Genomic DNA, 14,131 nt, shown 5'->3' on the forward strand with positions numbered 1-14,131 from the left:
ACCTTCTTTTTATACTACACTGTGAATCGCTTTCGCCTCTAACTCGGTGAAATATTTCACGGTTTTCACTTTCAATTCTTGCGTTGCGGGTTCATCGCATACAAAAATCGCGTGGCGGTGTAATTGCAAGGCACTGATTGTCCAGAAATGGTTTACACTACCCTCCACACCCGCTTGCAAGGCAAGTGCTTTGTTATGCCCAGTGATCAACAACATCACTTCTTCCGCATCAAGCAAGGTCGCCACTCCAATAGTTAAGGCATATTTCGGCACTTTATTTACATCATTATCAAAGAAACGCGAATTAGCGATCAACGTGTCTTCCGTCAAAGTTTTAATGCGAGTACGCGATGCCAAAGAAGAAGCAGGTTCATTAAAGGCAATATGCCCATCAACACCCACTCCGCCCATAAACAAATTGATCTTACCATAAGACTGAATTTTTTCTTCATAACGGCGGCATTCCGCATCAAGATCGGGGGCATTACCGTCTAATAAATTGATGTTTTTTTCTTGAATATCAACGTGATTGAAGAAATTGTTATACATAAAAGAGCGGTAACTTTCAGGGTGATCTTTTGGCAAGCCCACATATTCGTCCATATTGAACGTAACCACATTCTTAAAGCTCACCTCACCCGCTTGATACAATTTAATCAATTCTTTGTAGGTTTCCAACGGCGTTCCCCCCGTTGGCAAGCCCAACACAAAAGGGCGATCTTCCGTTGGTTTAAACGCATTAATGCGATCTGCAATATGACGAGCTGCCCATTTGCTCACCTGAGAAGCGGTTTTGAGTGGAATTAAACGCATAGCAATCTCCTATTTTGTAAAAATTAAAACATTATTCCGAAGAAATATTTCACACTTTGAATTATAAAGTAATATAAACTCCAAAATAAAGTGAATTTAGAGAAAAAAGGCAAAATAGTGAGATACATCACAAAATTAGACTATTTTTGTCAATTCCATAAAACATATACTCAAAAATAACCGCACTTTTACGACAGTGATCGCAAAACCAAACATTTCTACTTTCCATTTTCTTTTTACCTAATAAGCTAAGCCATATCCAAGCCCAATAAGGAAACTAGAATGAAAAAATTCGTTACTTACCTCATCACATTGCTGTTTATACCTAACCTCCTCAGTGCCACTCCACCAGATTTTATGCTGCTTGGCACTTACAGCAACCAAAATGTCGCAGGCTGGGTAATGAGCGAAAAATTAGATGGCGTAAGAGGCTATTGGGACGGTAAACAACTGTTCACTAGACAAAATAAAATCCTCACGCCTCCTGCTTATTTTGTAAAAGACTTTCCACCGTTTGCGATTGATGGCGAACTTTTTACCCAACGCAATGAATTTGAACGCATTTCATCCATTATCCGCTCACAAAAAGATAAAGGCTGGGAAGACATTAAACTCTACGTTTTTGATGTGCCAAATGCGGAGGGCGATCTTTTTGCCCGCCTCGCTGTGCTAGAGCAATACCTCGCTCAGCACCCAAGCAAACACATTACTATTATTCCGCAAATCCCCATTAAAAATCATCAACATATCAAAGAGTTTCTGTATCAAGTTGAAGCACAAAAAGGCGAAGGTATCGTACTACGCAATCCAAACGCCCCTTACGAAAAGAAACGTAGCAACCAAATTTTGAAACTGAAAAGTACTCACGACGAAGAATGTGAAGTCATCGCTCATCATCAAGGAAAGGGGCAATTCACCAACCTCCTAGGTGCAATCACCTGCAAAAACCAGCGTGGCGAATTTCGTATCGGGTCAGGGTTCACCTTAGAAGATCGCCAAAATCCTCCGCCTATCGGCTCAACCATCACCTACAAATATCGAGGATTAACCTCAAAAGGTCTACCTAGATTTGCGACTTATTGGAGAATAAAAAGCGAATAATCTCAAAATTCGTGGTCAGTATGTTTTAAATGAAACTATATTCATTCAATCCCGATCAATTTATGTGTTTGGATGCTCAGTTGCCATTTGGGTTTATTGGGACGCTGGTTGAGCAGCCCTAATTGGGTGATGGTGTGGAGCAAATTCATCTCGCCATTGATTTCACAAGGGGAAAGATAGTAATGGCTTGCTTGAAATATTTACACGAGCACTTCCATCCGAGAAGATAAAAATGGTTCAAAAAAGCACCGCACTTTATTTAATAGAAAAAATCAAACTGAAGCTCTATACCTCGTTTGATTTCAAAATAATACGGCACTAGCCTGCCTCGTCATAGTCGTCGTACTGTCTATGGAGTACAACGCTTTGCCTTATTTTGAACTAAAATGACTATAATCGAACAGCTACTATCATTCAATTTTCTCTTCTGGTAAGATCACTTTATTATAAAAACTGCCATTAATTTGGGTTTTATGCAAATGGTAGAGATGGTATGCCTTAAATGCTTTTTCATCGGGTTGTTGTGGAGTATGCCAAAATTCTTCTAGTGTTCCTTGGTGTGTAATATCAGGAATATTATAATTGGCTAGTCCTAGCGTCATTACAGGCATATTATGAATGAGTGCAGATAGTCCACTCGTACTGTTCAATGTTACCATTGCTTTTCCATATCGAAGTAAAACAGGCATTGGTACATCATAGACGTAGAATACCCGCCCTTGCAGTTCGGGATGTTCAGATAAATAGCATTTAATCACATTTTTATAGCTAATAAACCCGCGATCCATTGGATGATGCTTGATTACCAAACTCAATGACTTTGGAGCATTTTTTACAAAGGAATTCAGTACATAGATTAAAAATGCTTCAACACTATCAAAATCACAATGTACTTTCACTTGGCTATCGTCATAAACTTGTAAAGGTAATATATAAAAATCACCTAATTTATTTTGCTCAATTTTGCGAATAAATCGCTTTTCTTTCACATAACGACAAACACGTTTTAGCCCTGAAATAAGCCATAATTTTATATAATAATTGAGGTTATAAACGCGGTGATGTTTATAATGAGGAAACTGTTCTTCCCTATGTCTAGCAACGACATAATATTGGGTGGCTAATTTAGCCATCGGGAAAAAACCTTTTGCAATAGGAATTGGCTGTATATATTCTGTTAAGTTTTCTGCTTGTTGCAGAAAGAATTGTTTATTTCTCGGAAGCGTTGAATAGGCATTTACGCCCTCTTTTTCTAGGGTAACATAATGAGGGCGAAAATAGCCTTCTTCAAATGCCCAAAATGAATATTGCAATTGTTCTGATACTCTTTTAGCAACTTGATGATAGGGGCGAGTATCACCAAAACATACCAAAGCATCAATTTCATTTTCTTGACACAACTGCAAAAGAAAGGCTTCAAAATTCTCAAAGGTATCACGATAATCAATAATAGATTGTTGTTCTAACGCAGAAGAAAAATAAAATTTATCTCCGGCATTAAAGTTCAATTTATAAACATATTTGCCTTGAACGTTAACTAGCCAATCTGCAAAATGCTTAAAAAAAGGACCAATTGGACCTTGCAATAACAAAATTCGTTGTGATGAAGTTACTAGCTCAGTGAGGTTATCCACAATCATTGAATTAAATATATCCTATAAAATTTGGCTTATTGTAACCAAAATGTTCTAATGAAATACCAATATTTTCCTAATTTTTTACTTAACCAATTTTTATACATTCCGCTATCTTTTAATTGTTCACGTTGTTGCAACAAAATTTGAATAGCTGTTTTTGCATCAGTGAGTTGCATCGTATTTGGATTTAAATAGAGTGGATAATATAACAGAGTTCCTGCAATTAACTGCTCTAATGTTAATTTTCTTTTTCTACGCTGCAAGTCATAGGCATCAATGGTTAACCCCCAGTGAGCATAAAACGGTGAACCATAGCAATAGACTGTTTTACCTCGTAATAATGCTTCAAAGCCGGCTAAAGAAGTCATTGTATGAACTTCATCAACAGCTTGAATGCAATCTAAGATATTTGCATCAGTAACCACTTGATCAGCATACATTAATGCTTTTTCTTGTTTTATATCGCCTGTTCGATTTCCACTCAATACGTCAGGGTGTGGTTTATAAATAATATAAGCATCGGGGTAAGTTTCTCTAACTCGTTGTAGTAAAGTCAGGTTTGACTTACACTGGAGGGAACCAAAACGTATAGAAGCGTCATCTTCTACTTGCCCCGGCACTAAAATCATTTTTTTAGCTGTATTTGGGCGTGAAAAACCTGTATAGCCCACATTATACTTACCGATATTCGCCTCAATAAGCTGTTGTTGGATCTCTTTTGCTAAATACTCATCATTTTCTGAGAACTGCGTATTTTGCAAAATATACTCTAGTTGTGAAGGTTGCTGTGGATTGAAATAAATCCCCAATGAATCAATCACTAAAGAAAGTGGTGCAACAAGGTTTGAACCTAATCCAACAGAACGAATGAAGCCATCTTCCATTCGCCAAATGGGAATATTATGCTGTTCTGCGTATGAGATGACTTCTGGATTTCCTTGCCCCCAAAGCAAAAATTTTGCATTTTCACGAAGCTGAATTTTCTTAAACTTAGCAAGCGAACGGACGAAGTGTAAACGGCAGTTTGGCAAATGAAAAAACAGTTTTAAAACGTTTTTTTTCCACAAAGAAAGCCCAATACAATAAAAATCACCAATTAAAAAAGTTTGCCATTTTTTTATCCAAATCAAATAATGAATAACATCAAAAATATCGCCGCATTCCCCGGTAAACGGATTAATATAACGGCAATACTGAAAATAAGCAGCATAAAATAGCTCAAACAAATCACGGGGCATTCTGCGTTTTTGACGAATCAGTTCAGCAACAAATGGATGACGATCATCTGTTAAGCCCCAACCGGCAAACCAAGGCACACCAAAGGTAACCACTTCTTTGCCTTGTAGCAATGCTTCAAATCCCATTTGTGAAGTAACGCAATACACTTTATCCACCTGAGATAATAAGGTTGGCGGATTAATATCTTGGCTAATGATTCTCACACGAGCTTGATCTAATAAATCGGTTAAATATCCACGTTTTTTCCCTGCAATCACATCAGGATGTGTTTTTACCCAAATTTCAGCATCAGGATTTTCTTGCAGTGCTGATCGCAGCATCTGACGAAAACCATTTTCATCAGCCAAACCATATTGCACCGCCATATCACCAAAGGTTTGATCAATAACTAATACAATTTGATTTTTATGTTCTGTGTCTATTGGCTCGCAAGGTGCGTGATTATATTTAGATAATTGCCATTCACGAATCAATGCCATAGCTCGATGGGATTGTTGCGCTTGCTCATCATTTAAGCAGCAATCAGCAATTAACTTTTCCAACCGTGAAGGTTTTTCTGCCGCATAGTAAATACCCATATCGTCCACAACCAAAGAAAATGGAGGGTATCCTTCAACCCCAAGTCCGATAGAGCGAAGAAAGCCATCTTCAAGTGCAATATAGTGCAGATTATGCTTTTTAGCATAATCACGTGCTTTGTTTGCCGTAGGGCGAAATCCCCAACCCATCACAGAATTTTCAAAGGAACAGGTTGGGCTATCCTTTAGAAAACTAGATAGATTCGGGATTTTTTTGATTCCAGAGGAAAAAATAATTGGGTTCATCAAATCATCTCAATATTAAATTGTCGCTATCCTAAAGCAGAGAAGCTATTGAATCAATAAATATCAATAAAATGGTCTGTATAGAAAACAAACTAGCTATCTTTCAGCATTTTTCTTTGATGTCCAAAATCAAAATTAAAAATAATGGATAAAAAAACAGCGGAAGGATGCTATTTTGATTAGTATCAAATAAAAGAAAAGTATTTATCATTTTGAAAAAACAGAAATTTTTGTAATATTTGCTTGCTTGCTTGCTTTTTTTATTTTATAATGAACAACCTTTTTAAATCTATCCTTTTTATAATTTGAATATTCAGATATACAGGCACTTATGAATAAGTTTATTATTATTGGACATCATTCTTCTCATTTTTTGAATGTTGAGCGGCTACTTCAACAACATGGATTGGATCCTGCTAATAAATCAAAACGAGAGCAACTTACTCCAGTAGAAATTACAGAAATTTTACGAAAAGTATGTTCGCAACAAGAAAATACATCGGCGACTATTTTCCCAGAAACAATTATTAATAAATCTCAGATTGCTATCAAAGGTAATAAAAACAAAAGAAGAAAGAAACAGAAGATTATCTCTGTAATGCCTGTAACTGGTTCAAATAATCAACTAAAAATTAATCCAATATGGAATGGATTATTTCTAGACTTAATGCTATCCAACTTAGAGCAAGATATGTGGGGATGGGCAGATTCTAATGCGATAGAAGTTTTAAATTACTGGGCAGAATTAGATCCTGAGATTAAATTTATTTTTGTTTATGATCACCCAAGTAATATCTTCTTACATTCTAACGTAGAGCAAGCATTATCTTTAAGTGCTAACGAGATAGATAATAAATTACAGCAGTGGCAACAATATAACCAAAAAATGTTGACCTTATTTAATCAATATAAATCACGTAGTGTACTTCTTTGTGGGCAACAAATGCTTGATGAAGTTAATAGTGCTGTAGAGAAAGTAGCAAATACATTATCAGCTCCTTTATCTTTAGAACAGCAGTGTGATGTTATGGATGTTGAAGATGATACTGAACAAGGGCAGAACTCAACATTAGAAAAATTTGTAGTAAATAATATCCTTCAAGGCTATAAAGAAGTTGCTAATATTTATGAGGAATTACAAAATAACGCTACCTTACCTTACCTTACCTTACCTTACCTTACCTTACCTTACCTTACTCTTGAAGGGCAAAATTCAGCAGTGTTAAGTGCTTGGAAAGATCTGATTAAACAAAAATCTGATTTAGAGAGCCAAAAATATACCATCAAAAAGAATCAAGATCGAATAGCTGAATTAACTTCTTCAACAACAGAATTGTCTGAGAGATTAAATACAGCACAAAATTCATTTTCATCACAAAAAGCAAATCTAGAACTCAAAAATCATCAATTACAAGACGATTTAGATCATAGCAGAAAAAATAGTCAAGAACTTTCTAGACAGCTAGGAAATATACAAGAACAAACCACTAGAATTATAACTGAAAAAGAAAAGATTGCTAAGGAATTGCAACAAATAAAAGAGAAAAATCATTTATTACAAAAAGAATTATCTGAGGAGAATAAAGAACTTTTAGAACAGGTGCATATCTTGCAACAAGAGTTAGAGCACTATTTTGAAGAAAATCAAAAATTAAAACAAAAGCCATTATTATTCGGAGCACCTGAACGTGTCAAGCAACAACTGAATTATCAGCTTGGTGCAAAAATGATTAAGAATAGTCGTAGTTTATCAGGTTGGCTAAAAATGCCGTTTTCACTGTCTCATATTCAACGTGAATATAAAATACATAAAAAATATAACCAACAGCAGAAAACTTTACCTAGATTAGAAGAATATCAAGATTATCTTCAATCAGAGAAAGTGAAACGTCATCTTTCTTATCAATTAGGTGAGCTTTATTTAAAGAATAATATTTTTAGTTTTTTAGCTAAAGTGCCGAAAGTAGTAAAAGAATTTAGAAAAAATAAAAAAGGCTATGGGAAATAAATTACAGCAATTACAGAATAAACGTGATCAGTTGGGTCGAAATATTGGTGCTCTTGATTTTCTTATAGATTTTTATAAAAAGAATAATAATATATCTTTTTTAGATAAAGATTCGTTTAAGACTAAATCAAATGCACATAAAATCTATTTATTGTCAGAAGAAATTTCCAGTAAAAAATCTGGAGAAGAATTTGATTTTTTATTGCAATATACAGATGAAATTAGAAAATTAGAGTTAACAGAAACATATATAGCATTAGTTAAATATTTATGTCTTCATTATCATTCACTCAATCTTAAAAATAAAAAGCAATTTTTAGTACATATATCCAATGCATTAAGAATTTCAGAAGATTCAGAGATTATAGAGATAATATTAATGAGTTTTCCTTATTTAATAAAGGATCTTCCCTTATCACCAAAATTAAAGGATAAACTTTTTAAAACGAATTTTTCTGGATACTGGGATTACTCACAAACCGAAGATAAATATCTCTTATTTGATTTGCAAGATGATCCTAAACAGGCTTTCACATTTCTAATAGAAAAAGAGAACATAGAAACTAAGCTAAAGATTAATCCAGAATTATATGGTGTATTTTGCAATAATTTTAGTGATGATTTTGAAAAATATAAAATATTTTTTAATAAGTTTTTAAATTCTTATGCTTTACCATTAATAACTAAGGTCAATAATGGTAAAGGTAATATTCTTAAAAGAATACAATTTGAAAACAATGATAGGATTGTATTGAGCAAACAGAAACCTTTAGTATCTATTGTAATGTCAGCCTATAATTCACAAGATACTATAGAGTATGCCATTAATTCTTTATTGAATCAGAGTTATCAGAATATTGAAATAGTAGTTTGTGATGATTGCTCTAAAGATAATACCTTTGCTATTTTAAAAGATATGGAATTAAAAAATTCTAAAATAAGAGTCTATCAGTCTATTAAAAACCAAGGCACATATAATATTAGAAATGAAATGATTAAATTAGCAAAAGGAGAATATATTACATTTCATGATTCTGATGATTTTGCTTTGCCGACTAGAATAGATGAGCAAGTTAATATATTAAATAATCATCAGCATATTATGTTGTGTGTTTCTCAATGGGTCAGAATTGAACCAGATGGAAGATTTATCTATTTTTTTGATGGAAAATTAAATAGATTGTGTGTTGTTTCATCAATGATAAGAAAAGAGATTTTAGAAAAAATAGGTTCTTTTAAAAGTTCTTTAATTGCTGCTGATACTGATTTCTACGAAAGAGTGATTCATTTTTATGGTAGAGAAAGCATTTATAAATTAGAAAAACCATTGATTTTAGGATTATGGGGAGGTGGCTCCTTAACGAAACAAAAAACATTAGTAGCAGGAAATAGTGGGTTTGTTGCAAAAAAAAGAAGAGCTTTCTCTGATATATGTGCAAGGCAAAGATTATTAGGAAATGAAATTATTTCTGATGAAGATATTAATGATGTGTTGAAGGAACATAGCATTTTTAAAGAAAATTTTGGAGTATAAATATGATTATTGCTAATATGGCAACCTTCCCAGCAAGAAAGGATATTGTTATAAAAGTTATTCAATCTCTACATAAACAAATAGACTTGCTAAATCTTTGTTTAAATGAATTTACATCTATTCCTAAAGAATATGCGAAGTTCTCTAATTTGAATCCTATTATTCCTAATAAAGATTATAAGGATGTAGGTAAATTTATACACCCTATAGTATTAGATGCCTCTTATATCTTAGTTGATGATGATATTATTTATCCTCCTAATTATGTAGCACATCTACAATATTTTTATGAAAAATTTAAAAACTTGAATGTTGTTATCGGTACGCATGGTGTTATATATTCCGATATATACAATGGTTCATTTAAAGCAAGAAAAGTTTTTTCGTTTAGACAGACCTTAGATAAAATAAGAGTGGTAAATCAATTAGGTACGGGAACTATTTTTTTGAAAGGTCATCAATTACCCTCATTATCTTATATGGAGGGATCACAAAAATATGTTGATGTGAGATTTAGTAAATATTTATATGAGAATAATATATCTTTATTGTGCATTCCTAGAGAGGCTAACTGGCAAAAAGAAATAACAGTAGAGAATTCTATCTTTTCCAGTTTTACTAAAAAATGGCCTAGTGAAATTATTAGAGAAGTACAAGTCATATCAGGATATTCAAAATTAAGATTTTCTGTAGTAAAACAAATTGAATTAGATGAATCAATTTCTTATTAAATATATAAATATCAATTAATAATAGATATATATTAGATGAGCTTATTTCTAATATTTCACTATTCATAAGGAAATAAAAATGGACTTCTTATTAACTGTTCTGAAATCAGAAAAAAATTATCGAGATTAAGAGAATGTGCAGAAAATGCAAATAAAACAATTCTTTTTCAATATAATATAAATATTATTATCAAAACAAAAATTTAAGATTGTGTTTTTTTTTGGGGGAGAGGGTATAGATCGGGCATTATCAGCCTTTATGGCAATTAATCCAAGTATTACTAGTTAAGCAAATTTTGGATAAGGATAACTTATTTAGATTTGATAAAAATAAAAAAATAGACCCTATATTTTAAGGACTTTAAATGACAAAGATAGCTATTATAGGAACAGGATATGTAGGTTTATCTAATGCTGTACTTCTTGCACAACATAATCAGGTTATTGCTCTTGACATTATGCAAGATAAAGTAGATTTAATTAATCACAAAAAATCACCAATTAAAGATAAAGAAATTGAGGAATATCTTGCAAGTAAAAAGTTAAATTTATCTGCAACGACAGATGTTAATTATGCGTACAAAGAAGCTGATTTTATTATTATTGCGACTCCTACAAATTATGATGTAGAAAGCGGTTATTTTGATACCTCATCAGTAGAAAAAGTTATCTCTGATGTTTTAACCATTAATTCATTAGCGACGATTATTATAAAATCAACTGTTCCTGTTGGCTTTACGCAAAAAATGCGTGATAAATTTAATACTAATAATATTATTTTCTCACCTGAGTTTTTGCGAGAAGGGAAAGCGTTATATGATAATTTATATCCTAGTCGAATTATTGTGGGTGATCATAGCGAAAAGGCTAAAATATTTGCTCAATTACTTGCTAATGGTGCAAATAAAAAAGAGATTCCTATTTTATTTACAGATAGTACCGAAGCGGAAGCAATAAAATTATTTGCTAACACTTATTTGGCTATGCGTGTGGCTTATTTTAATGAGCTAGATACTTATGCGGCTATTCATCATTTGGATACAAAACAGATTATTGCTGGTGTGTGTTTAGATCCACGTATAGGTAAACATTATAATAATCCAAGTTTTGGCTATGGTGGTTATTGTTTACCGAAAGATACCAAACAATTATTGGCAAATTATAGAAACGTTCCTCAGAATTTAATTGAAGCAATTGTTCAATCTAATCGTACTAGAAAAGATTTTATTGCAGATGAGATAGAAGCGATGAATCCTAAGGTCGTGGGTATTCATCGTTTTATTATGAAGGCTGGATCTGATAATTTTAGAGCATCTTCTATCTTTGGTGTCATGAAACGTTTAAAGGCAAAAGGAGTAGAGTTAATCGCTTATGAGCCCGTTGTAAAAGACGATGATTATTATTGTGCTACAATTATTAAAGATTTGGAAGAGTTTAAAGATAAGTCAGATCTTATTATTACTAATCGTCTATCGGAAGAATTATTTGATGTTATAGATAAAGTTTATACAAGGGATATTTGGGGTAGTGATTTTTAAATTTTCAAAGATAAATCGATTATTTAAAGAGAGACAATATTCTCTATTATTGGCAAAATATTCAGCTCAATTTAATAAATCTTTATTAGGAAAAACTATTTTTGAATCCGGTTTATATAGTCAATTTTTGACGGATCCTCAATGGAAAGGATCAGTTTTTTATGCCGTTGGATTATTATTTTATAAAGATTATACTGATTTTAGGGTTTATTGGCGTTCGTTCTCTAAAAAGAAAAAATTAAGTGCATCTGATAAAAGAATTATATTAAAATCTTTATATATTAATTACCCACATAAAGCAAAAGCTTTTTGTAAATTTTATTTTCCACAGGATAAAATATTATATTATTCTATTTTAAGTGTTATAGATGAGAAACTAAAGGATAATTCTCTTTTAGAAATTAGTTTATTAAAAAAACCTCAGAATATATTATTGGCTAGTAATTTTTTAGCAATAGATAATCCATTAAAACAGCAGTATTATTTTAACCAATTAATGGATGTTTATGGGTTAAGAAAAATAGTATTAATTAATTACACTAAAGCTATATTTAGTACTAATTTGCGATGTGATAGAGTTAAAATAGAACAAAAAAATGCAGAAAACTTTCCTTTGGTGTCGATTTTAATGACGACATTTAATAGCCAAGAATTTGTAGAAAATAGTTTGTTATCTTTAATTTATCAAGACTATCCGAATAAAGAGATTATTGTGATTGATGATTGCAGTTCCGATAATACGTGCAATATTGTTCAAAAAATTTCTGATAAATATTCTTTTGTTAAATTAATTAAGTTGCCAGAAAATGTGGGGACATTTGTGGCTAAAACAATTGGGGCTAAATTTGTAACTGGAGAGTTTATAACTTGCCAAGATTCTGATGACTGGGCACATCCAGAAAAATTAACAAAACAAGTAGAACCTCTATTGAAAAATAAAAATATAATAGTCACTTTTTCTAAGTGGTTTAGAGTTACAGAAAAAGGAAAAGCATATTCAAGGATGATCTATCCTTTTATCCGTTTGAATCCTTCTTCTGCATTATTTAGACGTCAAATTGTTGAAGAAAAAACTGGATTATGGGATTGGGTAAGAACAGGTGCTGATAGTGAATTTAATTCAAGATTAAAGCTTGTTTTTGGTAATAAAGCTATTTTTGTTATTAATAAGCCTTTGACTATTGGAGCTCATAGAGAAAATTCTTTGATGACTAGCATTGAAACAGGTTATTCAGATCATAGTGTTTTAATTCGACAACAGTATTGGGAGAATTGGAATAATTGGCATATCAAACAGTTAATGTTAGGGCATTCTATTCGTATGAACTATAAAAATAGAAAAGAGCTTTTTTCTATTCCAAAAGAGATAAGTGTTGATATAAATAAAATTTCCCGAGTCTTTAAAAAATTGGAATTATTTTTATAAAAAAGTTTTCTACAGGAAATTGAGCAAAAATTAATAATTATCTATGATAATTACTCACTTTTAATAGAAAAATCATGATCAAAAACAAAATAATTAAGGTAAAACTATGCGTAAATCGCTGATTGCAGTAAGTTACTGCTTATTATTAATGTCTTGTTCTTATTTGCCAAATTCAGGACCGAGCAAAGGCAATATTGAGGTAGTCAATAAACAGAAATCCAATGAGGATTTGCTTGCAGTACAGTTGATCGAGGTGAATAATAAAGTTGCGGAAAGTATGTTTAATCAACAACAACCTCAATCATTTTTGCAGTTTCCTTCATCAAAAGCACATTATCAGGGGGTAGTAAATGCTGGTGATTTACTTGATATTACTCTCTGGGAAGCACCGCCAGCAACTTTGTTTGGCAGTGTGTTGAATCAAGCCGGTGTGTCGGGCGGACAAAGCACTCACTTACCGGAACAGGTGGTTAATAGCAATGGAAGAATAACCATTCCTTTTGTTGGTGTATTAAAAGTAGCAGGGAAAACACCGGAGCAGATCCAATCTGAAATTGTTGGACGTTTACAAGCAATTGCCAATCAACCACAAGCAGTGGTGCGAATTGTGAAGAATAATTCTGCTAATGTGACGGTTTTAACTAAATCGACTACTATTCGAATGGCTTTAACTGCTTACGGTGAACGAGTGTTAGATGCTATTGCGGCAGCAGGTGGAGCCGGTGGTAATGTGCAAGATGTTTCAGTGCGACTGACTCGTGGAAATCAGGTGCAAACGATTTCTTTAGCCAGATTAACGGAGGAGCCACAGCAAAATATCCTATTACGTTCCGGCGATGTAGTAACGTTATTAAATAATCCACTTTCTTTCACTGCAATGGGTGCGGTAGGAAATAGTAAAGAAATTCGTTTTTCGGCAGAAGGTTTAACTTTAGCAGAAGCAATCGGTCGTTTAGGTGGATTGAATGATGATCGTGCAGATCCAAGAGGAGTATTTATCTTTCGTTATGTTCCATTTGAAGAAATGCCCTTAAGTAAACAAAATGAATGGCAAGCCAAGGGGTATCACAACGGAATGAAAATTCCAACAGTATATCAAGCGAATTTACTTGAACCTCAATCAATGTTTTGGATTCAACAATTTCCAATTAAAGATAAAGATATTGTTTATGTATCTAATGCACCATTGGCTGAATACCAAAAATTTATTCGTATGATTTTTGGAGCAACTACACCGGCGGTTTCAACTGTAAACAGTGTTAATAATCTGTAGGGGGAGA

Annotated in this window: 10 protein-coding genes and 1 pseudogene; 7 read left to right on the forward strand and 4 right to left on the reverse strand. The window is 32.8% G+C overall.

The genetic code is table 11. The annotated features are described in order from the left end of the window. Nucleotides 1-9: 9 nt before the first annotated feature. A complete protein-coding gene (nagB, locus tag DXZ23_RS11410; RefSeq protein ID WP_017807042.1) occupies nt 10-813 on the reverse strand; it encodes a glucosamine-6-phosphate deaminase in 804 nt (267 codons plus the stop codon). A gap of 282 nt (nt 814-1,095) precedes the next feature. On the opposite strand from nagB, the gene DXZ23_RS11415 reads away from it, so the two are divergent. After that, nucleotides 1,096-1,914 carry a DNA ligase gene (locus DXZ23_RS11415; RefSeq protein WP_017807041.1) on the forward strand — a complete coding sequence of 273 codons (819 nt, stop codon included), beginning with the start codon at nt 1,096-1,098 and terminating at the stop codon, nt 1,912-1,914. A 41-nt stretch (nt 1,915-1,955) separates the two neighbouring features. On the opposite strand, the pseudogene DXZ23_RS11420 reads toward DXZ23_RS11415, so the two are convergent. The 3 genes and pseudogenes from DXZ23_RS11420 to DXZ23_RS11430 all read right to left on the reverse strand — a co-directional run. Next, nucleotides 1,956-2,105: pseudogene (locus DXZ23_RS11420) on the reverse strand (radical SAM protein); the annotation flags it as partial. A 219-nt stretch (nt 2,106-2,324) separates the two neighbouring features. Beyond that, nucleotides 2,325-3,554, reverse strand: a complete 1,230-nt coding sequence (locus DXZ23_RS11425; RefSeq protein WP_017807039.1) for a capsule polysaccharide biogenesis protein — start codon at nt 3,552-3,554, stop codon at nt 2,325-2,327. A 29-nt stretch (nt 3,555-3,583) separates the two neighbouring features. Then, the gene (locus DXZ23_RS11430; protein WP_017807038.1) at nt 3,584-5,614 is read right to left on the reverse strand and encodes a capsule polysaccharide biogenesis protein; all 2,031 of its coding nucleotides are present in this window, start codon (nt 5,612-5,614) and stop codon (nt 3,584-3,586) included. Nucleotides 5,615-5,945: 331 nt separating this feature from the next. On the opposite strand from DXZ23_RS11430, the gene DXZ23_RS11435 reads away from it, so the two are divergent. The 6 genes from DXZ23_RS11435 (at nt 5,946) to DXZ23_RS11460 (ending at nt 14,124) form a co-directional block, all read left to right on the forward strand. Next, complete coding sequence (locus DXZ23_RS11435) at nt 5,946-7,622, forward strand: DUF8374 domain-containing protein (RefSeq protein ID WP_035695974.1); 1,677 nt, start codon at nt 5,946-5,948, stop codon at nt 7,620-7,622. After that, nucleotides 7,612-9,156 (forward strand): glycosyltransferase family 2 protein, encoded by a 1,545-nt coding sequence (locus DXZ23_RS11440; RefSeq protein ID WP_017807037.1) that lies wholly within the window; start codon nt 7,612-7,614, stop codon nt 9,154-9,156. Before DXZ23_RS11435 ends, DXZ23_RS11440 begins: the two co-directional genes overlap by 11 nt. Nucleotides 9,157-9,158: 2 nt before the next feature. Beyond that, nucleotides 9,159-9,887 (forward strand): hypothetical protein, encoded by a 729-nt coding sequence (locus DXZ23_RS11445; RefSeq protein WP_017807036.1) that lies wholly within the window; start codon nt 9,159-9,161, stop codon nt 9,885-9,887. Nucleotides 9,888-10,252: 365 nt separating this feature from the next. Next, nucleotides 10,253-11,425, forward strand: a complete 1,173-nt coding sequence (locus tag DXZ23_RS11450) for a nucleotide sugar dehydrogenase (protein WP_017807035.1) — start codon at nt 10,253-10,255, stop codon at nt 11,423-11,425. Nucleotides 11,426-11,474: 49 nt separating this feature from the next. Continuing rightward, entirely contained in the window at nt 11,475-12,851 is a 1,377-nt protein-coding gene (locus tag DXZ23_RS11455) for a glycosyltransferase family 2 protein (RefSeq protein ID WP_021724631.1), read from the forward strand. Nucleotides 12,852-12,957: 106 nt separating this feature from the next. Further along, nucleotides 12,958-14,124: a polysaccharide biosynthesis/export family protein gene (locus tag DXZ23_RS11460; protein WP_017807033.1), complete on the forward strand. Its 1,167-nt coding sequence runs from the start codon at nt 12,958-12,960 to the stop codon at nt 14,122-14,124. The last annotated feature ends 7 nt before the right edge of the window (nt 14,125-14,131 follow it).

Source organism: Avibacterium paragallinarum (genome assembly GCF_900450705.1).
Classification (GTDB): Bacteria; Pseudomonadota; Gammaproteobacteria; order Enterobacterales; family Pasteurellaceae; genus Avibacterium; species Avibacterium paragallinarum.